Annotated in this window: 26 protein-coding genes; 25 read left to right on the top strand and 1 reads right to left on the bottom strand. The window is 63.4% G+C overall.

The features are described 5' to 3' along the window. Positions 1 to 3: 3 nt before the first annotated feature. Positions 4 to 450 carry an excinuclease ATPase subunit gene (locus GSF27_RS11470; protein ID WP_237457519.1) on the bottom strand — a complete coding sequence of 149 codons (447 nt, stop codon included), beginning with the start codon at positions 448 to 450 and terminating at the stop codon, positions 4 to 6. A gap of 227 nt (positions 451 to 677) precedes the next feature. Between GSF27_RS11470 and GSF27_RS11465 the strand changes: the two genes are divergently transcribed. The 25 genes from GSF27_RS11465 to GSF27_RS11345 all read left to right on the top strand — a co-directional run bounded on the left by GSF27_RS11465 (position 678) and on the right by GSF27_RS11345 (position 23,223). Then, complete coding sequence (locus GSF27_RS11465; RefSeq protein WP_160969137.1) at positions 678 to 1,439, top strand: beta-ketoacyl synthase chain length factor; 762 nt, start codon at positions 678 to 680, stop codon at positions 1,437 to 1,439. 15 nt (positions 1,440 to 1,454) lie between these two features. Continuing rightward, entirely contained in the window at positions 1,455 to 2,210 is a 756-nt protein-coding gene (locus GSF27_RS11460; protein ID WP_160969135.1) for a 1-acyl-sn-glycerol-3-phosphate acyltransferase, read from the top strand. Beyond that, a complete protein-coding gene (locus tag GSF27_RS11455; protein WP_160969133.1) occupies positions 2,207 to 2,470 on the top strand; it encodes a phosphopantetheine-binding protein in 264 nt (87 codons plus the stop codon). The genes GSF27_RS11460 and GSF27_RS11455 overlap by 4 nt, the downstream gene beginning before the upstream one ends. Positions 2,471 to 2,482: 12 nt before the next feature. Next, positions 2,483 to 2,746 carry an acyl carrier protein gene (locus GSF27_RS11450; RefSeq protein ID WP_160969131.1) on the top strand — a complete coding sequence of 88 codons (264 nt, stop codon included), beginning with the start codon at positions 2,483 to 2,485 and terminating at the stop codon, positions 2,744 to 2,746. A 4-nt stretch (positions 2,747 to 2,750) separates the two neighbouring features. Then, positions 2,751 to 3,299, top strand: coding sequence for a hypothetical protein (locus tag GSF27_RS11445; RefSeq protein WP_160969129.1), 549 nt, complete (start codon positions 2,751 to 2,753; stop codon positions 3,297 to 3,299). Next, positions 3,296 to 5,116 carry an AMP-binding protein gene (locus tag GSF27_RS11440; protein WP_160969127.1) on the top strand — a complete coding sequence of 607 codons (1,821 nt, stop codon included), beginning with the start codon at positions 3,296 to 3,298 and terminating at the stop codon, positions 5,114 to 5,116. The genes GSF27_RS11445 and GSF27_RS11440 overlap by 4 nt, the downstream gene beginning before the upstream one ends. Continuing rightward, complete coding sequence (locus GSF27_RS11435) at positions 5,109 to 5,849, top strand: glycosyltransferase family 2 protein (protein WP_160969125.1); 741 nt, start codon at positions 5,109 to 5,111, stop codon at positions 5,847 to 5,849. The genes GSF27_RS11440 and GSF27_RS11435 overlap by 8 nt, the downstream gene beginning before the upstream one ends. 2 nt (positions 5,850 to 5,851) lie before the next feature. Next, positions 5,852 to 6,838: a hypothetical protein gene (locus GSF27_RS11430; protein ID WP_160969123.1), complete on the top strand. Its 987-nt coding sequence runs from the start codon at positions 5,852 to 5,854 to the stop codon at positions 6,836 to 6,838. Continuing rightward, complete coding sequence (gene hutH / locus GSF27_RS11425) at positions 6,835 to 8,373, top strand: histidine ammonia-lyase (RefSeq protein ID WP_160969121.1); 1,539 nt, start codon at positions 6,835 to 6,837, stop codon at positions 8,371 to 8,373. Before GSF27_RS11430 ends, hutH begins: the two co-directional genes overlap by 4 nt. A 15-nt stretch (positions 8,374 to 8,388) precedes the next feature. Beyond that, entirely contained in the window at positions 8,389 to 8,814 is a 426-nt protein-coding gene (locus tag GSF27_RS11420; RefSeq protein ID WP_160969119.1) for a thioesterase family protein, read from the top strand. Then, on the top strand, positions 8,811 to 9,401 hold the full coding sequence (locus GSF27_RS11415; RefSeq protein ID WP_160969117.1) for a LolA-related protein: 591 nt from the start codon (positions 8,811 to 8,813) through the stop codon (positions 9,399 to 9,401). Before GSF27_RS11420 ends, GSF27_RS11415 begins: the two co-directional genes overlap by 4 nt. Then, positions 9,398 to 11,776, top strand: coding sequence for an MMPL family transporter (locus GSF27_RS11410; RefSeq protein ID WP_160969115.1), 2,379 nt, complete (start codon positions 9,398 to 9,400; stop codon positions 11,774 to 11,776). The genes GSF27_RS11415 and GSF27_RS11410 overlap by 4 nt, the downstream gene beginning before the upstream one ends. Continuing rightward, positions 11,773 to 13,017, top strand: a complete 1,245-nt coding sequence (locus GSF27_RS11405) for an NAD(P)/FAD-dependent oxidoreductase (RefSeq protein WP_160969113.1) — start codon at positions 11,773 to 11,775, stop codon at positions 13,015 to 13,017. Before GSF27_RS11410 ends, GSF27_RS11405 begins: the two co-directional genes overlap by 4 nt. Next, positions 13,017 to 13,634 (top strand): DUF3261 domain-containing protein, encoded by a 618-nt coding sequence (locus tag GSF27_RS11400; protein WP_160969111.1) that lies wholly within the window; start codon positions 13,017 to 13,019, stop codon positions 13,632 to 13,634. Before GSF27_RS11405 ends, GSF27_RS11400 begins: the two co-directional genes overlap by 1 nt. Continuing rightward, positions 13,627 to 14,811 (top strand): beta-ketoacyl-ACP synthase, encoded by a 1,185-nt coding sequence (locus GSF27_RS11395; protein WP_160969109.1) that lies wholly within the window; start codon positions 13,627 to 13,629, stop codon positions 14,809 to 14,811. The genes GSF27_RS11400 and GSF27_RS11395 overlap by 8 nt, the downstream gene beginning before the upstream one ends. Position 14,812: 1 nt before the next feature. After that, complete coding sequence (locus GSF27_RS11390) at positions 14,813 to 15,286, top strand: hotdog family protein (protein WP_160969107.1); 474 nt, start codon at positions 14,813 to 14,815, stop codon at positions 15,284 to 15,286. Beyond that, positions 15,283 to 16,056, top strand: coding sequence for a 3-ketoacyl-ACP reductase FabG2 (locus GSF27_RS11385; protein ID WP_370462597.1), 774 nt, complete (start codon positions 15,283 to 15,285; stop codon positions 16,054 to 16,056). The genes GSF27_RS11390 and GSF27_RS11385 overlap by 4 nt, the downstream gene beginning before the upstream one ends. Next, the gene (locus GSF27_RS11380; RefSeq protein ID WP_160969105.1) at positions 16,056 to 17,285 is read left to right on the top strand and encodes a beta-ketoacyl-ACP synthase; all 1,230 of its coding nucleotides are present in this window, start codon (positions 16,056 to 16,058) and stop codon (positions 17,283 to 17,285) included. The genes GSF27_RS11385 and GSF27_RS11380 overlap by 1 nt, the downstream gene beginning before the upstream one ends. Beyond that, complete coding sequence (locus tag GSF27_RS11375; protein ID WP_160969103.1) at positions 17,285 to 17,836, top strand: isoprenylcysteine carboxylmethyltransferase family protein; 552 nt, start codon at positions 17,285 to 17,287, stop codon at positions 17,834 to 17,836. The genes GSF27_RS11380 and GSF27_RS11375 overlap by 1 nt, the downstream gene beginning before the upstream one ends. Positions 17,837 to 17,914: 78 nt before the next feature. Further along, positions 17,915 to 18,676, top strand: coding sequence for a hypothetical protein (locus tag GSF27_RS11370; RefSeq protein WP_160969101.1), 762 nt, complete (start codon positions 17,915 to 17,917; stop codon positions 18,674 to 18,676). 109 nt (positions 18,677 to 18,785) lie between these two features. Next, the gene (locus GSF27_RS11365) at positions 18,786 to 19,703 is read left to right on the top strand and encodes an ABC transporter ATP-binding protein (protein ID WP_160969099.1); all 918 of its coding nucleotides are present in this window, start codon (positions 18,786 to 18,788) and stop codon (positions 19,701 to 19,703) included. Between the two features lies 1 nt (position 19,704). After that, on the top strand, positions 19,705 to 20,874 hold the full coding sequence (locus GSF27_RS11360; protein WP_160969097.1) for an ABC transporter permease: 1,170 nt from the start codon (positions 19,705 to 19,707) through the stop codon (positions 20,872 to 20,874). 41 nt (positions 20,875 to 20,915) lie between these two features. Further along, the gene (locus GSF27_RS11355) at positions 20,916 to 21,167 is read left to right on the top strand and encodes an acyl carrier protein (RefSeq protein ID WP_160969095.1); all 252 of its coding nucleotides are present in this window, start codon (positions 20,916 to 20,918) and stop codon (positions 21,165 to 21,167) included. 3 nt (positions 21,168 to 21,170) lie between these two features. Continuing rightward, the gene (locus tag GSF27_RS11350; RefSeq protein WP_160969093.1) at positions 21,171 to 22,349 is read left to right on the top strand and encodes a beta-ketoacyl synthase N-terminal-like domain-containing protein; all 1,179 of its coding nucleotides are present in this window, start codon (positions 21,171 to 21,173) and stop codon (positions 22,347 to 22,349) included. Next, the gene (locus GSF27_RS11345; protein ID WP_160969091.1) at positions 22,342 to 23,223 is read left to right on the top strand and encodes a beta-ketoacyl synthase N-terminal-like domain-containing protein; all 882 of its coding nucleotides are present in this window, start codon (positions 22,342 to 22,344) and stop codon (positions 23,221 to 23,223) included. The genes GSF27_RS11350 and GSF27_RS11345 overlap by 8 nt, the downstream gene beginning before the upstream one ends. Positions 23,224 to 23,744 lie beyond the last annotated feature (521 nt).

Genomic DNA, 23,744 nt, shown 5'->3' with positions numbered 1-23,744 from the left:
AACTTATTTCAATTTGACGATCTTGCCCTTGAGCTCGACACCAGCCATGAGGCCTCCAGCCTGGCACTCAAAGTTTTCACGACTGGAGTACTCATTGCGCTTGTAGTAGCTGGTAATACCCACCACCGCGTCGGCACCCTCGCTCCTGGCGCGCTCCTGCAAAGCAATCATGGCCGACAGAAACGCCCACTGACAGGCTTTCTCATCCGTTTTATTAAAGGCGTTGGTCTTCTTGTGGGTGATCATTTCCACAGTGCGATTACCGGTGGCCGGATGGGGCTGGTCGCCGAAGTAGAACTTGATTGAGCTGTCGAGCTTTTCCTGCGCTGCCGGAGTTGTCATGGCTGCTTCGATGGGCAAAAAAAGCTGTGTGTCACGACTGAAGGCTGTACCGGCCGGCAACAGTAATGCCGCACCCAATGCCATCGCTGTCAGTTGTCGTAAATTCATGGAATTCCCCTTTATCACACAGTAATGAATCACAAGCCCTGATGGCCCTTACCAGGCCATCAGGGCAACCGGCTTGCAGGCGCCGGAAGCCTAAAAACGGTCGCCAGTGTAACCGTCACCTGCTGGCGCCTACAACGCCCCGTCATTTTGCCATGCCCTGAGGCTTCCAGTAGAATCGCCGCTGCAGTGGCACGCCCCAGTAACCCGTTAGCAGCAGAATAATTTTCATGAGCGCCCTCCACCAACTCACCATTGCCCAATGGGCCGCCCGCGCCAGTGAGTGGAACGATGTCGCCAGCTGGCAGGCATGGGCACGCGGCGAAACGCCACAGCCACCCGCCGACAGCGAGACCATCCAGTTACCTCAGGTGCCCGCCATGCTACGGCGGCGACTGAGCCCGCTGGGACGTGCCGCGCTCTGGGCCCTGTTTGAGCTGCGTGGGCAGGAGTCAGAATCGACCCCGCCACCACTGGCTACCATCTTCTGCTCCCGCCACGGCGAAGTGAGTCGCACCGTCACCCTGCTGGACGACCTGGCCACCGATACCGCCTTGTCCCCTACCGCCTTCAGCCTGTCGGTACACAATGCCATCGGTGGCATCTACTCCATGGCCGCCGCAGAGACCGGCAATATCACCGCCGTCAGCGCCGGCCCCGACAGCCTCTGTCACGCCCTGCTGGAAGCCTGGTGCCTGCTGCAGGACGGCACAGACGATGACCGGGTACTGTGTGTTGTCTACGACGACGCCCTGCCGCCCCCGTATCCGCAGGAAGCCAACGCCGGCGCCACGGTGCAGGCGCTGGCACTGGAGGTGCGCAAAGCCGGCCAACAAGGCACCCAATTGCGCTTCAGCCTGGAGAGCAACCCGGGCGATGTCGGCAGCACCAGCGTCAATGACGATTTTTTGCGCCTGCTTCTCAACCCTGACCACCGCGACCTGACCGTGAGCGCCGACCAGCGCCGTTGGCACTGGTCCGGCACCGTCTGACCAGGGGGCACAGGGATGAAGCTGGAACGACTGTGGCGGCAGGCGGCCACCGGATTCTGTTTTACCATGTTTGGCCTCGGCGGCCTGCTGATCCTGCTGCTGACACCGCTGATGCGCCTGCTGGTGCGCGGCGAGCTGGAGCAGGAGCGCTTTATGAAGCGCACCATCCACAACTGCTTTCGTCTGTTCACTTGGCTGATGGAAACCACCCGGGTTCTGACCATTGAGGTGAGTGACATCCACAAGCTGCGCCAGCCCGGCCAGCTGATCATCGCCAACCACCCGACACTGATCGACGTGGTGTACCTGATTTCGTTTATTCCGCAGGCGGATTGTGTCGTCAAAAGTGCCCTCTTGCGCAATCCCTTCACCCGTGGGGCGGTACTCGCCAGCCACTACATCGCCAATGACGACCCGGAAGCCATTGTCGACGCTGTGGAAAAGTCCCTGGCCCGCGGCAACAGTGTGATCATCTTCCCTGAAGGCACCCGTTCGGTCCCCGGGCAACCATTCCGCCTGCAGCGTGGCGCCGCCAACATCGCCATCCGCACGGCTAACAAATTGAGGCCGGTTATTATAAAATGCGACCCGCCCACCCTCACCAAGGGGAGCAAGTGGTATTCCGTGCCTTCACGCCGGTTTTTGCTGAGCTTTCGCGTAGACGAGCCTATTGAAATCGAGCCGTTTCTGAATACCCTGCCAACGGTGGCTTCGCGGCAACTGACACAAACCATTGCCGACTATTTTACTGGGGAAACACACTCGCAATGACCGAGCTGAAAAAACAATTAAAACAACTGATTATCGACACACTGGATCTGGAAGATATCAGCGCCGAGGACATTGACTCCGCTGAGCCGCTGTTTGTGGACGGACTGGGTCTGGACTCTATCGACGCCCTGGAACTGGGTCTGGCCCTGCAGAAGCGCTACGGCATCAAGCTGGAAGCGGACTCCGAAGAGACCCGACGCCATTTCGCCAGCATCGATGCCCTCGCCGAGCTCGTTGCCAACCACGCCGCATCCGTGTGAGGGGAAGGTAGCATGAACAAGATTCCACAAACACAGGCCGAGATTTACCAGTACATCGTCGACGCCATGGTGCGCCTGTTTGAACTGGATGCCGACGACATCACCCCCGAATCACACCTCTATCAGGACCTGGACATCGACAGTATCGACGCCGTCGACCTGGTGGTGGAGCTGAAGCAGTGGACCGGCAAGAAAATCCAACCCGAAGCCTTTAAGTCCGTACGCACCGTGCAGGACGTGGTGGAAGCCGTCGAGCTGCTGCTGAAACAACAGTAAGCCCATGAAACTGCTGTTAAAGGCAGGCCTGGCGCTGCTGGTGGCCCTCTATCCGCTGGCCATCTACCTGGGTGTGCAGAGCGACTACCGCGAATGGCTGCCCCTGCTGCTGGTGGCCATAGGTGTCATCCACCTGCTGCGGGCCCTCAAGGGCAATCGCAGCGGCTGGCTGTGGGTGGTCATTTGCCTGGTCCTGGCCGCCTGGTCCTGGCTGCAACAGAGCACCCTCGGCATCAAGTTTTACCCGGTCGCCATCAATGTCAGCATGCTGCTGGTGTTTGGCTTCAGCCTGATCTCCCCCCCCACCGTGATTGAGCGCATGGCCCGCCTGCAGGAGCCTGAGCTGCCCCCCCACGCTATCGCCTATACCCGCAAGGTGACTGTGGTCTGGTGCCTGTTTTTTATCCTCAATGGCACCATTGCCGGGCTTACCATCTTTGCCAGCGATGCCGTCTGGGCCCTCTATAACGGCCTGATTTCCTATCTGTTGATAGGACTGCTGTTTGCCATTGAGTGGCTGGTGCGCCAGCGCGTCCGGAAAAACGCTGTATGACTGATACCGGCAACCGATCCCGCACTCCTCTGAGCCAGCTGCTGTACGCGCCCGCCAGTGACACGCAAACCGTGGCCATCGCCAATGGTAATACCGTCAGCTGGCTGCAGCTGCGCCAGCGAGTGGCCCAGTGGCAACAGCAGCTGACCAGCTGCCCGGCCACCACCGTAGCGGTGTGGCTGCAGGACAGCCTTGAGTTCGCCGCCGCCCTGCTGGCGCTGTGGCACAGTGGCAAGGTGGCGCTGCTGTGCGGTGACCGCCTGCCGGCCACAGTGGAACTGGTAAGCCAACGAGCCGGAGCGCTACTGGGGGACTTCGAACACACCGGTTCACTGCCCCTGATCCCGAAGCCGGTCGCTGCCAGCGAGACTGCGTTACCAGCCACCGCCTCCAACGCTCTCGACCTGGAGCAGCTGGCAGTCGTGGTGCTCACCAGTGGCACCACCGGTGAGCCCAAAACCGTACCCTACCGACTGGCGCAGCTGGATGGAGAGCTGGCCATGCACGAGCAGCTGTTCGGCCACCAGGCCGGCACGGCGCTGGTGGCAGGGACCGTCAGCCACCAGCATATCTACGGCCTGCTGTGGCGGGTGCTGTGGCCGCTCACCGGCCAGCGCCCACTGCTGAGCGAATGTTGTCACTACCCGGAAGACCTGCTGGTACAGGGCCGGCAGCAGCAGGCGCTGGTGCTGGTCACCACCCCCACCCACCTGACCCGCCTGCCCGCCAGCCTGGACTGGCCAGCCGCACAGGGCCCGGATGGACAAAATCAGAGCCCGTGGCGACTGGTGATATCTTCCACCGCGCCGCTGTCGCAGGAGGCCAGCCTGCAGGCCGGTCGCCAGTTGGGCTGCCCGGTCACGGAAATCTACGGCAGCTCCGAAACCGGTGGCATCGCCTGGCGCCGTCAGGGCGACAGCGAATTCTGGCAGCCACTGCCCGGCATTGATGTCCGTGGCGATACCAATGATGAGACGGCAGGCGCGCTGCAGCTGCGCTCGCCGCTGTTTGCCAGCGACGACTGGTACACCACCGGTGACCGCGCCGAGATCGTGGCCGACGGTCGTTTCCGCCTGCTGGGACGCCTGGACCGTATTGCCAAGATTGAAGGCAAGCGGGTGTCGCTCTCCGGGCTGGAGCAGCAGCTGCAACAACACCCCTGGCTGGAGGAGGTGGCGGTCCTAGTTCTGGACGGCCACCGCACCACTACTGCGGTGGCAGCCCGCCTCACCACCGAGGGCCTGGAAGCCCTGCAACAGTTGGGCAAAGCCAGTCTGTGCCGGCAGCTGCGTGAGTGGCTGGGGCACTACTTTGAAACCCCGGTGCTGCCCCGGCGCTGGCGTTTTGTTGACCAGTTACCACGCAACAGCCAGGGTAAATTGCCACTGGCCGCGCTACAGGCCCTGTTTATGGACAGCAATCAACCGGATACCCGCAACCGCCTGCCGGAGCTGCTGGAGACCCGGCAGCTCAACGAGTGCAGCTGGCAGATCCGCCTGAAGCCCTCCGCCGGGCTGATCTGGTTCGATGGTCATTTTCCCGGCACCCCCATCCTGCCCGGGGTGGTGCAGGTGCAATGGGCCGCCCACTTTGGCCACCTTCACTGCGGCACGCCACTGGCGCAGTTTGCCCGTCTTGAGGTCATCAAGTTCCAGCAGGTGATGCGCCCGGAGCGGGAGGCCACCCTGGAACTGAACTGGAACCGCGACAGCGGCAAACTGAGCTTCCGCTACTTCCACGACGAGCAAGTGTTCTCCTCCGGTCGGCTGGTGTTCAACCTGACCGACCCGGCGGACGGGGAGTGCGCCGGTGTTTAACCCCTGTGTCCTGATCCCGGTCTATAACCACCCGGCGGTGATTGCCAACACGGTAGCTGAGGTGCGCGCCCTCGACCTGCCGGTGGTACTGATTGACGACGGCAGTGAGCCGCAGTGTGCCGCCCTGCTGCGGCAACTGGCAGCCGCCGATCCCCGGGTGCACCTGCAGCGCCTGCCGCAAAACCGCGGCAAGGGCGGGGCGGTGAAAGCCGGTTTCCTGTTTGCCCGCCACCTGGGGTTCAGCCACGCCCTGCAGATCGACGCCGACGGCCAACACGATACCGGCGCCATCGGTCGCTTTCTCGATCTCGCCAGGGAGCACCCCCATGCGCTGGTTGCCGGCTACCCGCTCTACGACGAGAGTGTTCCCAAAGTCCGTTACTACAGCCGCTACCTGACCCACGTGTGGGTGTGGATCAACACCCTGTCTCTGGCCATCACTGACTCCATGTGCGGCTTCCGTGTCTACCCGCTGGAGTACACCTGCCGGCTGACGGCCCGTGAACATATCGGCGAACGTATGGATTTCGATATCGAATTTATTGTGCGCTGGTTCTGGAGCGGTGCGCCGGTGGAGCAGTTGCCCATTCGTGTGCACTACCCCGAGGATGGTGTGTCCCACTTCCGCGGCTGGGCCGACAACTGGCTGATCAGCAAGATGCACGCACGCCTGTTCTTCGGCATGTTGTGGCGCGCGCCGCTGTGGCTGCTGCGCGGACGCCGGGGAGCCTGACCGTGACCACTCCGCAACCGCACAAACCACAGCACTGGGCTCAGATGGGCGAGGCCGGCGCCACTGCCGGCATGAAATTCCTGTTTTGGGTCTACCGCTGGTTCGGTCGCATTCCCTTTCGCATCGCGCTCTTCCCGGTCATCGTCTATTTTTTTGCCGGTCGCCGCACGGCCCGCCAGGCCTCACTGCAATATCTGCAATACCTGCGCACCTCCGGCTGTTACCAGCCGCGCTACGGTCGCCTGTACGACAGCTTCCGCCACTTTCTCAGTTTCGGGGAGAGCCTGCTGGACAAGCTGGCGGTATGGCAGGGTGACATCGGGCTCAATGCCATCCGCTTCCACGGCCACGAGTGGGTTGACCGGCTGGCACAGGAGGGACGCGGTGCCCTGCTGATTGGCTCCCATCTGGGCAACCTGGAGATCTGCCGGGCGCTGGCACAACTCAACACCAACCTCACCATGAATGTGCTGATGCACAATGCCCACGCCGCCAAGTTCAACAGCATGCTGAAAAAGGCCGGCAGCAACAGTCAGATGAATATCATTCAGGTGACCGAGATGGGACCGGCCACCGCCATCATGCTGCAGGAGAAGCTGGACCGGGGCGAGTTTATCGTCATCGCCGGCGACCGCATTCCCGTCAGCGGGGGCAAGAACACCACCCGCGCCAACTTTCTTGGCCATCCCTGTGATTTTCCCTCCGGCCCCTTTATTCTGGCCAGCATCCTGCGCTGTCCCATGCTCTCCATCTTCTGCCTGCGTGACAGCAACAGCCGCAAGCCACGTTGGGATCTGCATATGGACCTGCTGGCAGAACAAATCATACTGCCCCGTGCCCGCCGCCAGCAGGAGCTGGGTGTCTATGTGCAGCAATGGGCCGATTCCTTGACACACTTCTGCCGGCTGGCGCCGCTGCAGTGGTATAACTTCTACCCTTTCTGGCATCTGCAAAACACGGATGCCGAATCAACTTCGCCGAAACCATGATTATTTTTGACCATAAGCCCCTCACCATCGAGGATGTGCAGCACATTGCCTGCCAGAAACCAGCGGTCGCCCTGAGCGATGACCCCGCCTTCCTGCAACAGATTGCCCGCGGCAGCCAGTTCCTGCAGACCCTGCTGGAAGAGGACGGCGTTATCTACGGCGTCACCACCGGCTACGGCGACTCCTGCACCACCAGCATTCCACCCCAGCTGGTGGCGGACCTGCCGCGCCACCTCTACACCTTCCACGGCTGCGGCCTCGGCAATGTGCTGTCGCCCCTGCAGGCGCGGGCGGTGGTCACCGCGCGCCTCAATTCACTGACCCGCGGCTACTCCGGTGTCAGCGTGGAGCTGCTGCAGCAACTGACCCGCCTGCTGCAGGAAGACATCATGCCGGTGATTCCGGAAGAGGGCTCTGTCGGCGCCAGTGGCGACCTGACGCCGCTCTCCTACGTGGCCGCCGTGCTCTGCGGCGAGCGCGAGGTGTTCTGGCGTGGCCAGCGCCGGCCCACCGCCGAGGTGTTTGCCGAGCTGGGTATCGAACCGCACCGACTGCGCCCGAAAGAGGGGCTGGCGATCATGAACGGCACCGCTGTGATGACCGGTCTCGCCTGCCTGGCCTACGCCCGCGCCGACTACCTGTCGCGCCTGGCCACCCGCATCACGGCGATTGCCACCCTGGTGCTGGACGGCAATGCCCACCACTTCGACGAGGCGTTGTTTGCCGTCAAACCCCACCCCGGCCAGCAGCAGATCGCCAGCTGGCTGCGCCGTGACCTGCACGCCGGTGAGCCGCCACGCAACCCCAACCGCCTGCAGGATCGCTACTCCCTGCGCTGCGCGCCCCATGTGATTGGTGTGCTGCAGGACAGCCTGCCGTGGCTGCGCCAGTTCATCGAAAACGAACTCAACAGCGCCAACGACAACCCCATTATCGACGCCGAGGGTGAGCACGTACTGCACGGCGGCCACTTCTACGGCGGCCATATCGCCTTCGCCATGGACTCCCTGAAGACCGCGGTGGCCAATATCGCCGACCTGCTGGACCGGCAGATGGCGCAGATGATGGATACCAAGTTCAACCACGGCCTGCCGGCCAATTTGTCCGGCGCCACCGGCGAGCGTGCCGCTATTAACCACGGCTTCAAGGCTGTGCAGATCGGCGTTTCCGCCTGGACCGCCGAGGCGCTCAAGCAAACCATGCCCGCCAGCGTCTTCTCCCGCTCCACCGAGTGCCACAACCAGGACAAGGTGAGCATGGGCACCATCGCCGCCCGCGACTGCCTGCGCGCCCTGCAGCTCACCGAGCAGGTGGCTGCAGCGGTACTGCTGGCCTGCTGCCAGGGTCTGGAGCTGCGCCTGCGTCAGGGTGACCTGGCAGAGGAAAAGATTGGCAGCGAACTGCTGGAGACCCTGGCCTGGGTGCGCGAAACCAGTCCCACGCTGGCAGAAGACCGTGCGCTGGAGAACGAGCTGCGGCAGTTGATTGAGCAGATCCAGCAGGGCAGCTGGTCTCTCTACAGCGACAAGGACTAACAGGAGCGTTGCGCCATGATCAGTGCTGAAATTGAAGTCACCGTGCCCTTCCACGATATCGATGTCATGGAGATTGCCTGGCACGGCCACTACTCCAAGTACTTCGAGATTGCCCGCTGCGCCCTGTTCGACAAGCTCGACTACAGCCACATTGTGATGCGCGAGACCGGCTATTTATGGCCGGTGATCGACCTGCATATCCGCTACGTCAAACCGGCCCTGTTCCAGCAGCGCCTGAAGGTGCGGGCCACCCTCACCGAGTGGGAAAACCGCATGAAGATCGACTACCGCATCACCGACGCCGACAGCGGTGCGCGCCTCACCAAGGGCCACACCATCCAGGTGGCGGTGGAGGCGGGCAGTCACGAGCTCTGTTTTGTTTCGCCGGATGTATTCCTGGAGAAGGTAGCCAAGGCCACTGCTGCGGAGTCGGCGCAGTGAGGATTTTTGCTGCCTTGCTGATCGCGCTGTGGCTACTGAGCGGTAACCTGTGGGCGGAAGAAATCCCGACAGCGTCCAAGACAGTTCCCAAACAGTTGCGCCACCTGGCCCAGAGTGGCCCGGTGAATGGGCGCTTTGTGCAGAACAAGACCCTGCAGGGGCTGGATATCCCGTTACGGTCAGAGGGGCACTTTGCCCTCACGGACGACACTCTGTTGTGGCAGGTCACCAGCCCCATTGCCAGCGAACTGCAGATCAGCCGCGATGCCATTGTGCAACTGGAGGACGGTCGCGAAGTGTTTCGCCTCAGCGCCGCAGAGCAACCCCTCAGCCGCGTGATCAGCGATATTTTCCTCGCCGTGTTCCAGGGTGACTGGGCGCTGTTGCAACAGCATTTCGACCTGCAGGTGAGCGGCAGCGCCGACGACTGGCAGCTGCAACTGCTGCCACTCAATGACGTCATCGGCCGGGTGGCCGGCCGTATTGACGTGGAGGGCGGGGCACAACTGCAGAGCCTGCAACTGGCGGAACCCGGCGGCGATCGCACCCGCATTGAATTTTTCGCACCGGAGCACGGACACCCATGAGTGCACGTTGGCCGGCTTTGGTTAAGGCCTGGGTATGGGCTCTGCTGCTGTTGTCCTGCGGTGGAGCACTGGGCTACAAGTTCAGCGACGCCAACCCCGGGCACTATTTCGATACCAATATTCTCGCCCTGCTGCCCGCCAACCAGCAGGCCCCGCTGGCGGACCTGGCCAGTGAACGCATGGCCGACCACTTTGCCAACGACATCCTGTTGCTGGTGGGCGCCCCCAAAGCTGACGACGATGAACTGCTGCCAGCCACCCGGCGCCTTATGGACGCCCTCAACAGCAGTGGCGACTTCACCGCCGTCAGCAGCGGCGGCAACAGCCAGCTGCAACAACAGCTGCAGACCTTCTACCATCCCTACCGCTATCAACTGCTGACCCCGGAGCTGCGCCAACTGCTGCACAACGGCGACCAGCAGGCGCTGATCCGGCGCAGCCTGCAACAGCTGCACAGCCCTATGGCGCCACCCCGGGCCGCCCCCTTCAGCGACGACCCTTTCAACCTGTTGGGCAGCTGGCTGCAGCAGTTGCAACCGGCGGGCGGATTCCGCCCCGACGCCTGGGGCCTGGTAGCCAGCGACGCCGATTATCAATACCGGGTAGTACAAGCCAGCTTTGCCGGCAGCGCCTACGATCCTGCCAACCAGCAGCGCCTGTTGAACGCCATTGACGCGGCCATCGCCACGGCCAGGCTGCAGGAAGACGACGAACTGCGCCTACTGCGTTCGGGACTGCTGTTTCACGCCGCCGCCGGCGCCGAACAGGCGCGCAGCGAGATGTCCACCATCGGCCTCGGCTCACTGGCCGGTATTGTGCTGCTGCTGTTCTGGTACTTCCGCAGCCCGCGCCCCCTGTTACTGCCGCTATTGAGTATCGGCGCCGGCCTGCTGCTGGCGCTGACCGCCTGCCTGCTGCTGTTCGGCCGGGTGCACATCATCACCCTGGCGTTTGGTGCCAGCCTGGTGGGGGTATCGGTGGATTACGCCCTGCATTACCTCTGTGCCCAGCGTCAGCTAAGCGGTCGCGCCCTGCACCACATCCTGCCGGGCATCACCCTCGGCCTGATCACCAGCGTGCTGGCTTACAGCGCCCAGGCCCTGACCCCCTTCCCGGGGCTGCGGCAAATGGCCGTGTTTGCCGCCATTGGCCTGATTGGCGCCTGGCTTACTGTGGTTTGCTGGTTCCCCCTGCTGGCCCGGGCTCCATCTGCCGACACCACACAGACTTCCCGCCTTTGGCCTGCCATCGCGGCCCTGGCGGCACGGCGGCGCTGGCTGGCTGCTCTGCTACTGGTGGCTGGCCTGTGTGCGCTGTGGGGGCTGAGCCAGCTCAGGTTTGATGACAGCCTGCAGAACCTGCAGAGCTCGCCCGCGGCGCTGCTGGCGGATGAGGCCAGGGTTCAGCAACTGAGCCAGCGCGCCGGTGCCAGCCGCTTCCTGTTGCTGCAGGCCGATGATGCCGAGACCCTGCTGCAAACCGAAGAGGCCCTGCGCCAGCGGCTGGATACTATGGTGGTCAGCCGGCAGCTGCACAGCTACCAGGCCCTGTCACAAGTGATCCCCTCCGTCGCCCGCCAGCAGCAGGACTACCGGCTAGTGCACCAGCAGCTGTTGCAGGGGCAGGGTATTGCCCACCTGTTTACCACCCTGGGCGCCGGCGCCGATGCCGCCTCTGCCAGCGAAGCACACCTGGCCAATCACCAGCCCCGCTGGCTCACCCCCGACGACTGGGCCGACCACCCGATCAGCCAGCTGCTGCCCTTTTTGTGGCTGAACAGTGAAGCCAGCCCGGGACTGCCGGCTGCGGTCAGCGTCATCAGCCTCGGGCCGGTGGCCGATCCCGCCGTTTACTCACAGCTGCAGGCCCTTGCCGATGAATACCGCGGTGTGACACTGGTGAACCGGGTAGCGGATATCTCCGGCTTGCTGGCCAGCTACCGCATCACGGTGAGCGAGTGGATGCTGCTGGCCGCCGTGGCCATCGCCCTGTTGCTGCGCCTGCGCTACGGCCGCCGAGGCTGGCTCATTCTCGCCCTGCCCCTGCTCAGTACCCTGATGACCTTTGGCCTGCTGTCGCTGCAGGGCCACCCCCTGACCCTGTTTCACCTGCTGGCGGCACTGCTGGTGCTGGGCATCGGCCTGGATACGGGCATCTTCCTGCGCGAAAGTGCCGGCGAGCCCCACGCTTGGGACGCCGTCAGCCTCTCCGCCCTGACCTCGATTCTGGCCTTTGGCCTGCTGGCCCTGAGCCAGACCCCGGTACTGCATTATTTCGGCGCGACGGTGTTACCCGGCATACTGCTCACCTGGTTACTGAGTCTGGCGTTGCGCGCCGGCTCTACCCAAACCTCACCACAAGGAACGACTCCATGACCACTGCACCACTGACCAGTGACATTATTGTGATCGGTGCCGGCCCCTCCGGCGCCATTGCCGCCGCCCTGTTGCGTCAGCAGGGTTACGACGTGCTGGTACTGGAGAAGCAGCACTTCCCGCGCTTCTCCATTGGCGAAAGCCTGCTGCCACAGTGCATGGAGTTCATCGAGCAGGCGGGCATGCTGGACGCGGTGCAGGCAGAGAGCAGTTTCCAATACAAGAACGGCGCCGCCTTCCACTGGCAGGGCATGGACACCGGCTTTGATTTCCGCCAGAAGTTCTCTCCCGGCCACGGCACCACCTATCAGGTACAGCGCGGTCGCTTCGACCAGATCCTGGCGGACGAAGCGGAGCGTTTCGGCGCCCGCATTCTCTACGGACACGAAATTATCGCTTTTGAAGGCAGTGACGACGGCGTCAGCCTGCAGGTACGCAACGAGGCCGGCGAGGTGCTGGAGGCCCGTGGCCGCTTCGCCCTCGACGCCAGCGGCTTCGGGCGCGTGCTGCCGCGCTTGCTGGATCTGGAGACCCCCTCCGATTTCCCGGTGCGCGCCTCCCTCTTTACCCACATCGAAGACCGCATCGACGATCCGGCCCACGACCGCGACAAGATCCTGATCACCGTCCACCCCGAGCACCGCGACGTGTGGTTCTGGCTGATCCCGTTCGGCAATGGCCGCTGCTCCCTCGGCGTGGTGGCCGAACCGGCATTTCTGGCCCAGTACAGCGGTGAGCCTACCGAGCGGCTGCAGGCTCTGGTCAATGAAGATCCCAATCTGGCGCGGCTGTTGGCCAACGCCCGCTGGGATACCCCGGCACGGGAGATCAACGGTTACTCCTGCAACGTGAAGTCCCTGTGGGGGCCGGGCTACGCCCTGCTGGGGAACGCCGGCGAGTTCCTCGACCCGGTCTTCTCCTCCGGCGTCACCATCGCCATGAAGTCCGCCAACCTCGCCAATGACTGCCTGCACCGTCAGCTGCAGGGTGAAACGGTGGACTGGGAAGCGGACTACGCGGTGCCACTGAAGAAGGGTGTGGACACTTTCCGCACCTTCGTCAGCGCCTGGTACGACGGCCGCTTCCAGGACGTGATCTTCGCCAAAAACCAGTCAGCCACCATCCGCGAGATGATCTCCTCCATCCTCGCCGGCTACGCCTGGGACACCAACAACCCCTACGTGAAAGAGAGCGAGCGGCGCCTCAACGTACTGGTGGAAACCTGCCGCAGCTACAGCTGATGCAACGCGCCCTGCCAACCAGCCTGCTGCTGACCGTCCTGCTGTTGCTGGGCGGCTGCCAGCTGGTGCCCCGCGCAATCAGCCCCGACGCACCGCCGCTGCTGTCCCCGGCCGCGGCGGGCTTTACCCTGCAGGCCACCCAGCAACTGACCCTGCAGCAGGGTGACAACCGTCACCAGCTGCTGGCAGCGCTGGCGGTGGAACCACAGCAGCTGCGCCTGACCGGTGTCAGCTCATTGGGGCAGCGGCTGCTGCAACTGGATTACGATGGCCATAACCTGCGCAGCCAGCACTACCACGACCTGCAACTGCCACTGTCCGACGAGTGGATACTGGTGCAGTTGCAGCTGGCCTACTGGCCACTGGCACAACTGCAGGCCGGCTGGGGCGCCCCCTGGCAGGTCACCACGGACGGCCGCTCCCGCACCCTGCAGCTTGAGCAGCGCCCCCTGATTACGGTAACTTACCGCCCCCTGACCAACCACACGCCCGCCACGGACCGGCATATACCCGATCCGGCCGAGCATGTGGTGATTACTCACCATCGTTCGAAGACAAGCCTGACCGTGACTACCCTGCAGACCACCACAACTGCCGAGGCGAACCGCCATGAGTGACACGGTCTACCTGCACAAACCGGGCATGATCTGCGCCCTCGGCGACAACACTGATGCCATCGCCGCACAGCTGTTCGCCAGCGAGCCAAAGCCGCTCACACCTACCGATGCCTTTACCCCGGGACTGACCCTGCCCCTGGGGCAGGTGACCACACCGCTTTACGCCGGTCCACTGGCCGCCACCGACGAGAGCCGCAACAACCGTCTGCTGCTCACCGCTGTGGCACAACTGGCCGACCAGCTGGATGCTTTGCAGCAGCGCTACCCTGCCCACCGCATTGGCGTGGTACTGGGCACCAGTACCTCCGGTATCGGCGAGGCGGAGCAGGCGTTCCGCCAGCGGGACGCGGACGGCAACTTGCCGCAAACCTACCACTACAGCCAGCAGGAGATCGGCGCACCCGCGCAATTTCTCGCCCGCCACCTGCAACTGGCCGGCCCTGCCATTACCGTCTCCACCGCCTGCTCCTCCGGCGCCAAGGCGCTGGCCAGCGCCCGCCGGCTGCTGCGGCAGGGGATCTGCGATGCGGTGCTGTGCGGCGGTGTCGACAGCCTTTGCCGCCTGACCGTGAACGGCTTCCACGCCCTGGATTCAGTCAGCCAGCAGACCTGTCGGCCCTCCGGCAGCCAGCGCGACGGCATCAATATTGGCGAGGGCGCCTGCGTCTTTGTCATGACCCGGGACCCTGGCCCGGTAGAGCTGAGCGGTGTCGGCGAAACCTCCGACGCCCACCACATTTCAGCACCCCACCCGGAGGGGCGCGGTGCCAGTGCCGCCATTAGCGCCGCGCTGGCGGATGCCGGTCTGGAGGCCGGCGCCATCGGCTACGTCAACCTGCACGGCACCGCCACCCCGCAGAACGACCGCATGGAGCACCTGGCGGTAAACCAGCAGCTGGGAGAGCAGGTGCCCTGCAGTTCAACCAAACCGCTGGTTGGCCACACCCTGGGCGCTGCCGGCGCCCTGGAAGCGGCCTTCTGCTGGCTGACCCTGAACGGTGACGGCCACCTGCCACCGCACTGGTTGCAGGGCGAGGTGGATGCCGAGCTGGCACCACTGACACTGGCTGCCGCCGGCCAGCGCCTGGCTGCGCCACCGCGCCACGCCCTCAGCAACTCCTTCGCCTTTGGCGGCAACAACATCAGCCTGCTGTTGAGCAGAGCGGGGCAGGACTAATATGCACATCAGCGACTACCCCATCGCCGAGGTGGTACCCCACGCCGCCACCATGAGCCTGCTGGATGCCATCCTTGATGGCGGAGAGGACTGGCTGCGGGCCCGCGCCTCAATCCCCGCCGACTCCCCCTTTGCCGGACCGGGCAGCGACAGCATTCCCGCCTGGGTGGGGATTGAATATATGGCCCAGACCATTGCCGCCTGGGCCGGCGTACAGGCCCGCCAGCGGGGCGAGGCTGTTAAAATCGGTTTTCTGGTGGGCACCCGCCGATACGAGCCGGACGGCCCGACCCTGCCTCTGGGCAGCGAGCTGGAGATTTATGTACACCAACAGCTGGCGGGGGAAAATGGTCTCGGCGCCTTCGAATGCCAGCTGACAGCCACGGCCCCTGACGGGCAGCAATATCAGGCCCGGGCCACACTGAATGTGTTCCAGCCGGACAATGTAGAAGTATTTTTAGAGGACAATTCATGAGCGATGCAGCCATGAGCCAGGCACCCCTGAGCGATCAGACCAACAGCAAAGGCACCATTCTGGTTACCGGCTCCAGCCGCGGAATCGGACGAGCCACCGCCCTGCGTCTGGCCGCCGATGGCTACGACATTGTGCTGCACTGTCGCAGCGGTATGGAGCAGGCTGCTGCCGTACAAGCTGAGATCGAAGCCCTGGGGCGTTCTGCCCGTATCCTGCAGTTTGATATCGCCGACCGGGAGCAGTGCAGCGAAGTGCTGCTGGCGGACGTTGAAACCTGCGGCGCCTATTACGGTGTGGTGTGTAACGCCGGCGTCACCCGCGACAACGCCTTCCCCGCCATCCCCGGCGAGGAGTGGGATCTGGTACTGCACACCAACCTCGACGGTTTCTACAATGTGCTCAATCCGCTGATCATGCCCATGATCCGCCGCCGTGCTCCGGGCCGCATTGTCACCCTGTCGTCGGTGTCCGGAATCATCGGTAACCGGGGTCAGGTCAATTACAGCGCCGCCAAAGCGGGTATCATTGGGGCCACCAAAGCGTTGGCGGTAGAGCTGGCCAAGCGCAAAATTACCGTCAACTGCGTCGCCCCGGGCCTGATCGAGACCGACATGATCGAAGAAGTACCGGTGGAAGAAGCCATGAAGATGATCCCCAGCCAACGCCTGGGTAAACCGGAAGAGGTGGCCGCAGCCGTCAGTTTCCTGATGTCCGCCGACGCCGCCTACATCACCCGGCAGGTACTCTCGGTTAACGGAGGTATATGTTAATGAAGCGCGTTGTGGTCACCGGCATGGCCGGTATCTCGCCCATCGGCAGCGACTGGGAGACCATTTCAGGTAACCTGGAGAGCCTCACCACCGGTATCCGCACACTGCCCGAATGGGGTGAGTACCGCGGCCTCAATACCCGCCTGGCCGGTCCCGTCACCGACTTTGAGAAACCCGCCCACTACCCCCGCCGTGCAGTGCGCAGCATGGGCCGGGTGGCACTGATGGCCACCCGCGCTTCGGAGCTGGCGCTGCTGCAGGCCGGCCTGCTGGAGGATCCCTGTATTACTGACGGCCGTATGGGCGTGGCCTACGGTTCCTCCAGTGGCTGTACTGCCGCCACCCAGGAGTTCGGCAATATGCTCATCAACAAAGCGGTAGACGGTCTCACGGCTACCTCCTATGTGCGCATGATGAGCCACACCGCACCCGTAAACATCGGCGTCTTTTTCGGCCTCAAGGGCCGGGTGATCACCACCTCCAGCGCCTGCACCTCCGGCAGCCAGGGTCTTGGCTACGCCTACGAGGCGATCCGCTTTGGCAAGCAGCAGCTGATGCTGGCCGGCGGCTGTGAAGGTCTCTGCCCCACCCAGGCTGCGGTGTTCGATACCCTCTACGCCACCAGTACCCGCAACGACTCCCCCGAACTGACCCCGCGCCCCTTTGACCGCGACCGCGACGGTCTGGTGATCGGTGAAGGTGCCGGCACCCTGGTGCTGGAAGAGCTGGAGCACGCCCGCGCCCGCGGCGCCACCATCTACGCCGAACTGGTGGGTTTCGGTACCAACTCCGACGGTACCCACATCACCCAGCCCACCCGCGAGACCATGCTGCTGGCCATGCAACAGGCGCTGGATGACGCCGGTCTGGATGCCGGTGCCATCGGCTACGTCAGTGCCCACGGCACCGCCACCGATCGCGGCGACGTGGCGGAGAGCCACGCCACCGCCGACCTGTTCGGCAGCCGTATGCCCATCAGTGCCTTCAAGAGTTTCACCGGCCACACCCTGGGCGCCTGTGGCGCTCTCGAAGCCTGGGTCGCCATCGAGTCGATGAACCGCGGCCGCTTCCACGCCACCGCCAATCTCGACAATATCGATCCGGAGTGTGCCGAGCTGGATTACATCCGCGGTGAGAGCCGCCGCCTGGATTGCGAATACATCATGAGCAATAACTTTGCGTTCGGTGGCATCAACACCTCGCTGATATTCCGCCGCTGGAACGACTGATGAGCCTAACCACCCTCTCATTTGGCGGCGGCAGCCTGCTGCTGGCCTGGCTCTGCCGCCAGCAGCTGCGCAACCCCGCCTGCCACGGCTTTTACCGTTTTTTCGCCTTTGTCGGTGTACTTTGGCTGTTGCTGCAGGCGCTGCCGGTGTGGCACGCGCAGCTGTTCTCCCTGCGCCAGCTGCTGTCGTTGTTACTGATGCTGTCTGCATCGGGCCTGCTGGTCAGCGGGCTGCTGCACCTGCGCCGCGCCCGCGGCCAGGGCCGGGAACAACAGGCCATCGAGAACTTCGCCTTCGAGAACACCGAACACCTGATCACCACCGGCATTTACGGCTATATCCGCCACCCCATGTACAGTGCCTTACTGGCTTTTAACTGGGGCCTGTACCTGAAACAGCCGGGAATGATGGCCACGCTGGTGGCGCTGCTGGTCACCCTGGCGCTCTATCTGACAGCGCGCTTTGAGGAAGAGGAGAATTGCCAGGTCTTTGGCGACAGCTACCAGGCTTACCGCACCCGCAGCAAACGCTTCCTGCCACTGCTGTGGTAGGTTCGCAGGGCACAAGCCACCGCACCCGACCATGACGTTTTAACTGGAAGAAAACCCACACAACAAGGAGTTATTCTCATGCAACGACTACTTATTCTTGGCAGCTTGCTGCTCAGCCTTACCTGTCTCTCCGCCGGACAGGCCTTCGCCCTGGATGCCGCCGGCGCCCTGCAGGTAGACCGCCTGGTCAACGGCGGCCCGGTCAGCGTTCGCGACGTCTCCAAATCCCTCTACCACACCGGCTCCAGAGACACTGAAGTGCTGGATGTCCTGGCAGAAGTGATGCTGCAGACCTACCAGGACGGCAGCAACACCAACATTGACGCCATGGCCTGGGGCACCAAGGCACTGGGACAATCCGGCCTGAACCGCTACCGCAGCACCCTGCAGGAGATCGCCGACAGCGATGCCCACCGCAAACTGCGCAAGTACGCCAGCAAGGCCCTTAAGCAGCTCAACAACGGCAGTGACGCCCAGTATGTCAAAGGCAGCGTGTCGCTGAAGCAAGCCGGTGCCAAGGCCAAGGTGGCCAACGCCGCACCCGCGGCGGGCAAACCCAGCGCCGCTCCCGCCGCCACTGGCAAGCAACCGCTGAGCGTGGTCAAGGAGGGCATGGGCATGTCCGAGGTCTACGCGCTGGTTGGTCAGCCTACCGCTACCCACAACTACCAGACCGGCAAGGCCTGGATCCCCTTCAACTTCAAGGGTGGTGACACGGTGCGCATGGCCGCCCTCTACAAAGGCCAGGGCCGCGTGGTGTTTGCCAACGAGAGCCACTACAGCGCCGGCTGGCGGGTGATCGGGGTTGAGCTCAACGCCAACGAATCCGGCTACCCCTGATCCCGGGCCCTGATGCCAGCGCCGCATAACCGCAGCTGGCCACTACCCCGGAAGCGGTCGGGAGCGCTGTGCCCCGACCGCCTTTTCGTTACCGCTGCCCGAGTCGCCTGTGATCCGCATACAAAACCTGCGTTTTTCCTACCCCGCCAGCCAGCAGCCCAGCCTCAGGGATATTTCGCTGGAGATCGGTGAAGGCAGCCTGTTCGGCCTGTTGGGCCCAAATGGCGCCGGCAAAACCACCCTGCTCTCCATCCTCAGCGGACTGTTGCCGTGCCCGCCGGGACAGGTGTGGATCAACGATCTCGACCTCGCCCAACCGGGCACCCTGCAAAAGGCACGACTGGCGCTGGTGCCACAGGAGTACGCGTTTTACCTGCCATTGACGGTACAGCAGAACCTGGAATTTTTTGCCGGGGTGCAGGGGCTGGACAAACAGCAGCGCCAGCAACGCATTGCCCAGGCTGCCGCACAGACCGGCCTCAGCGAACGCCTCGGCGACCGCGCCGGCAATCTCTCCGGCGGCCTCAAGCGGCGCCTCAACCTGGCCATTGGCCTGCTGAATGAGCCACGCCTGCTGCTGCTGGACGAGCCCACGGTGGGCATCGACCCCCACTCGCGCCACTTTATCCTGCAGACCATTGCTGCACTCAATGCCCAGGGCACCACGGTGATCTACACCTCACACTACATGGAGGAGGTAGAGAGCCTCTGCGATCGCATCGCCATTGTGGATCACGGCGAGATCCGCCTGCAGGGCGAGCTGCAGACACTGCTGGAACAGCAGGGCAGCGAGCGCCTGAGCCTGGAACTGCAACGTCCCCTGGGTGCCAGCGAGCGGGCGCTGCTGGCCCCATCCGTGACCGTCAGCGATTGTGGCCGCCAGCTGGATGCCCAGCCGGCACAGCTCGGCGAGATGTTGTCGCTGGTGCAACAGCTGCAGCACCTGGGCATCGTGCGGGTGCGCTACGGCCAGCACAACCTGGAATCCCTGTTCCTCGATCTCACTCACCGCAACCTGAGGGACTGATATGTCAGCGACCGGATTCCTGATCAGGAAAGAGCTGCAGCTGCTGGGGCGCGACCCCCACGGCCTGGCACTGCTGTTCCTGATGCCTGCCGTGTTTATCCTGGTGATGACCTTTGCACTGCAAAATCAGTACTCGCTCAACACCGACACCCGCCTCGACTACCTGCTGCTGGACCGCGACCAGAGCGAGGCCAGTGCCCGCTTTGTGGAGGGTCTGGGAGAGGTAGGTACCTTTAACCGCCTGCAGGACAGCGGCGACGAGGAGGCACTGCGCGCCCGCGCGCAGGCGGATGACGCCAAGTTCCTGCTGATTATCAACGCCGGCTTCGCCGAACAACTGGCGGCACAGCAGACCGCCGTGGAGCTGCTCTTTGCTCCCGGTACCTCACCCATCTTTACCGGTGTGGTGGAGAGCCAGGTGAGCTTCCTGCTCAAGCGCCTCAGCCTGGAGCTGAGCTACGGTGAACTGCTGGAGTCCGCCGACGATATCCGGCAACTGATCAACAACAACGATCTCTACAGTGCCAGCTCCCTGTTTGAAGGGGAGCAGCAGTACCCCACCTCGGTGCAGCAGAATGTCCCCGCCTGGTTGCTGTTCGCCATGTTCTTCATCGCCATCCCGCTCTCCACCACCTTTATCAGCGAGCGCCAGCAAGGCACCCTGACCCGCCTGCGCAGCCAGGGTATCGGCCGCGGCCAGCTGCTGGCGGGCAAGTTGATTCCCTATTTCGGTATCAACCTGCTGCAGGTGGTGATGCTGTTTTTGATCGGCCTCTACCTGGTGCCCTGGCTGGGTGGCGATCAGTTGACCTTGGGGCAACACCCCTGGGCGCTGCTGGTGATCGCCCTGGCCGCCAGCCTCGCGGCCGTTTGCTATGCCCTGCTGGTGGCGCAACTGGCCGGCACGGTGGAGCAGGCCACCATGTTTGCCGCCGTCTGCAACATCATCATGGCCGCTCTCGGCGGGGTGATGGTGCCACGCTTTATCATGCCCGCTACAATGCAGCAGCTGAGCGACCTCTCCCCCATGGCCTGGGGCCTGGAGGGCTTTTTTGACATTCTGTTGCGCGGTGGCGATGTGATAGCGGTACTGCCGGAAGCCGGCAAGCTGCTGTTGTTCGCCGCCACCATGGTGGCCCTGGCCACCCTGATTGAACGCCGCCGCGCCTGATCCGCGCTGACGTTAACCGAACGAAACACTGAAGAAGAGCCATGGAAAAACTGAAAGCCGAACTGAAACAGCTGATCGTCGATGAGTGTGATGTGGACGTCAGCGCCGATGAGATCCTCGACGACGAGTTCCTGCTGGGTGACCAGAGTCGCCTCAACCTGGATTCCCTCGACGCCCTCAGTATCTCGCTGGAGGTGAAGCGCCGCTTTGGCAAGCACATCGACAGCGGTAACGAAACCCGCCTGGCGCTGACCTCGGTCAATACGCTGGCGCAGTTTATCAGCGGCGAATAAGCCATGGGTGCCGCGCTGCAGCGTGCCGTTAAGATTGCCGGCGGTGGACTGGTCAGCGCACTGGGCAATACCCTGCCGCATACCCTTGAAGCCCTCTACCAAGGGGTAAACCCCGCCCGGGAAGCGACCCTGGAACTGTTTGATCCTCAGCTGCAGGTACCCTACTGCGGTGTCAGCGACGGACCACAGGATGCCGGAGCAAGGCTGCAGTGGCTGCTGGATGGGGCGCTGGCGCAGCTCTTTGCTAGCCACCCGTTGAGTGTGGCTGAGCGCCGTGACACAGCCCTGTTTATCGGTTCCTCCTGCTACGGTATCGGCATTGGTGAACAGCGCTACCAACAGGCGTGGCAGGCCGATGCCGACAGCGCCGTGCCGATGCCACTGGACGGCTTTCTGCAGATCAGCAGCCACCTCCGCCGCCAACACCAGTTCTGTGGCCCCGATTTTTCCTTCAACACCGCCTGTACTGCCAGCGCCAACGCCCTGCTGACAGCTGCCACCGCCATCAACAATGGCCTCTGTCGCCATGCACTGGTGGTGGGCCTGGAGGCGCGCAATGAAACGACTCTGGGCGGCTTTCACAGCATGCAGCTGCTGGCCGCCAACGGTATGCGCCCCTTCGACAGGGAGCGCAACGGCCTGGTGCTGGGTGAGGGCTGCGGCGTGCTGCTGTTGACTGCCGCCGACGATGACGCCGGGCTGCAACTGGTGGGTGGCGCCAGCCAGTGCGACACCTACGGTATCTCCACCTCCAATCCCGACGGCTCCACCATCGCCGCGGTCATGCAGGAGGCGCTGGAGAGTTGCGGTCTGCTGCCTGCCGATATCCTCGCAATCAAAGCCCACGGCACCGCCACGCCCCTCAACGACGACAGCGAAGCCGCCGGTATGCGACGCTTGTTTGCCGACGCCATCCCGCCTTTTTTCAGCCTCAAGGCGGCACTGGGACACACCCTTGGCAGCTGCGGCGCCATGGAGACCCTGCTCACCGGCGCCTGCCTGCAGCACGGCTTGCTGCCCGCCAGCAGCGGGTTTCGTAATGCCGATCCGGCGCTGGGGGTAGTACCCACCACGGCCCCCCAGACAGCGGCCGATGGCCACTACCTGCTGAACTTTTTCGGTTTTGGTGGCAACAACTGCAGCCTGGTGCTGCGCCACTCTGGGGAGCCGCGGCATGTATAAGCTCGACATCATTGCCTGCGGCGATTACGCCGCCAACGTCGCCGAGAACGAAACGCCCGCAGATCTGCGTGCCGACGTGAATGCGGTCTGTCGCGAGCGTCCCCGGCGCATAGATCGCTACACCCAACTGGCCCTGCTGGGCTCGGCCCGCTGCGTCGGCGAACAGCCTCTGTCTCCCCGCACCGGCCTCTACATGGGCTCGCGCTTTGCCTCCCTGAGCAATGCCATCACCATGCACGAGCAGATGATCGGCCGCGGCGACACGCCCAAGCCGGCCCACTTCATCAACTCCCTCAGCAACTCCGCCTCGTTCTACGTGGCCCGTAATCTCGAACTCAGCGGCCGCAACCAGTTTGTCTCCCGCGGCGATGCCTCCACTGTAGCGACACTGCAGGTGGCCAGCCTCGACCTGCTGAGTGGTACCGTGGATGAAGCGCTGGTGGGCATAGTAGAAGAGGCGGTGACGCCACTGGCACACCACCGGCAACGGCTGGCAGTGAGCACCGACTCAAACACTCAGGGCGAGGGCAGTCACTGGTTGCGTCTGGCAAGGAGTGGCAGTGGTGCCACTGCGCTGGGCCAGGTGGATCAGCTGCGCTGTTTAGCCGACAGCGATGCCCTCCAGCAGTGGCTGCAAGCCATGCAGTCGGAGCAGGAAGGGACTTTGCTGTTTGCCGCTCCCACCTGTCGTGCAGCCGTTGCAGACCTGTGGCAGGGGGGCTGGTTTGACCCGTCGCTGGCTTACTATCCCGCTATCAGTGCCGGGGCGTTGCTGGCGTTTGTGCAGTCTCCTCCCTACGGTGTTCGCGCGTTGTTGTGTGTGACGGGGGATGAGGATGGGCGGTGGCATGTGGTGCGGGTTAGTTGTGGCTGATGAGTGGGTTTCCCCAGTGGATTTGAGCTGCCTGTTTCGCCCTGCCGGGCGAGTCACTTTTCTTTGTTTGGGCAAAGAAAAGTAACCAAAAGAAAGCCCAACCCCACCTCCGCGCCGGAAAGCAAAAACACGCTTTCCGGTTCCCTGTGCTCCTCGCGCTTCCGGGGTCGCCTTGATGCGCCTTCCATGGCGCAACAAGGCTAAGCCGGCCGTCCATGGCCGGCTTCCCCCTCCACCACTGCGGTGCTCGGCGCTGCGCAGGGGCCCCCAAGTCCGTGCCATATTCAAAACAGATTTCAAAAAGCCGAAAAGATCGCGCGGAGGACCGCGCTCCTACGAAACCCGGATCGTGCGCTGTAGGAGCGCGGTCCTCCGCGCGATCTTTTGAATTTGAAATAACCATGGCACTGGCACGGACTCGATCCCCGTGCGAGCTGCTGAACGGAGGGCTGGCTGTGGGGGAGAAGCGCACATGGACGTGCGCTTCAGGCCTGTTGGGCCAGGAGGGCCCATCAGGCCGA

It is taken from the genome of Pseudomaricurvus sp. HS19 (assembly GCF_009857815.1).
Lineage (GTDB): Bacteria > Pseudomonadota > Gammaproteobacteria > Pseudomonadales > Cellvibrionaceae > Pseudomaricurvus.
This window is presented reverse-complemented; position numbering and strand designations above follow the sequence as displayed.

Bases quoted from the DNA above. Each gene is read 5' to 3' on its own strand.
- GSF27_RS11470 (WP_237457519.1), bottom strand. From the start codon at position 450: ATGAATTTACGACAACTGACAGCGATGGCATTGGGTGCGGCATTACTG.
- GSF27_RS11465 (WP_160969137.1), top strand. From the start codon at position 678: ATGAGCGCCCTCCACCAACTCACCATTGCCCAATGGGCCGCCCGCGCC.
- GSF27_RS11460 (WP_160969135.1), top strand. From the start codon at position 1,455: ATGAAGCTGGAACGACTGTGGCGGCAGGCGGCCACCGGATTCTGTTTT.
- GSF27_RS11455 (WP_160969133.1), top strand. From the start codon at position 2,207: ATGACCGAGCTGAAAAAACAATTAAAACAACTGATTATCGACACACTG.
- GSF27_RS11450 (WP_160969131.1), top strand. From the start codon at position 2,483: ATGAACAAGATTCCACAAACACAGGCCGAGATTTACCAGTACATCGTC.
- GSF27_RS11445 (WP_160969129.1), top strand. From the start codon at position 2,751: ATGAAACTGCTGTTAAAGGCAGGCCTGGCGCTGCTGGTGGCCCTCTAT.
- GSF27_RS11440 (WP_160969127.1), top strand. From the start codon at position 3,296: ATGACTGATACCGGCAACCGATCCCGCACTCCTCTGAGCCAGCTGCTG.
- hutH (WP_160969121.1), top strand. From the start codon at position 6,835: ATGATTATTTTTGACCATAAGCCCCTCACCATCGAGGATGTGCAGCAC.
- GSF27_RS11420 (WP_160969119.1), top strand. From the start codon at position 8,389: ATGATCAGTGCTGAAATTGAAGTCACCGTGCCCTTCCACGATATCGAT.
- GSF27_RS11410 (WP_160969115.1), top strand. From the start codon at position 9,398: ATGAGTGCACGTTGGCCGGCTTTGGTTAAGGCCTGGGTATGGGCTCTG.
- GSF27_RS11405 (WP_160969113.1), top strand. From the start codon at position 11,773: ATGACCACTGCACCACTGACCAGTGACATTATTGTGATCGGTGCCGGC.
- GSF27_RS11400 (WP_160969111.1), top strand. From the start codon at position 13,017: ATGCAACGCGCCCTGCCAACCAGCCTGCTGCTGACCGTCCTGCTGTTG.
- GSF27_RS11395 (WP_160969109.1), top strand. From the start codon at position 13,627: ATGAGTGACACGGTCTACCTGCACAAACCGGGCATGATCTGCGCCCTC.
- GSF27_RS11390 (WP_160969107.1), top strand. From the start codon at position 14,813: ATGCACATCAGCGACTACCCCATCGCCGAGGTGGTACCCCACGCCGCC.
- GSF27_RS11385 (WP_370462597.1), top strand. From the start codon at position 15,283: ATGAGCGATGCAGCCATGAGCCAGGCACCCCTGAGCGATCAGACCAAC.
- GSF27_RS11380 (WP_160969105.1), top strand. From the start codon at position 16,056: ATGAAGCGCGTTGTGGTCACCGGCATGGCCGGTATCTCGCCCATCGGC.
- GSF27_RS11375 (WP_160969103.1), top strand. From the start codon at position 17,285: ATGAGCCTAACCACCCTCTCATTTGGCGGCGGCAGCCTGCTGCTGGCC.
- GSF27_RS11370 (WP_160969101.1), top strand. From the start codon at position 17,915: ATGCAACGACTACTTATTCTTGGCAGCTTGCTGCTCAGCCTTACCTGT.
- GSF27_RS11360 (WP_160969097.1), top strand. From the start codon at position 19,705: ATGTCAGCGACCGGATTCCTGATCAGGAAAGAGCTGCAGCTGCTGGGG.
- GSF27_RS11355 (WP_160969095.1), top strand. From the start codon at position 20,916: ATGGAAAAACTGAAAGCCGAACTGAAACAGCTGATCGTCGATGAGTGT.
- GSF27_RS11350 (WP_160969093.1), top strand. From the start codon at position 21,171: ATGGGTGCCGCGCTGCAGCGTGCCGTTAAGATTGCCGGCGGTGGACTG.
- GSF27_RS11345 (WP_160969091.1), top strand. From the start codon at position 22,342: ATGTATAAGCTCGACATCATTGCCTGCGGCGATTACGCCGCCAACGTC.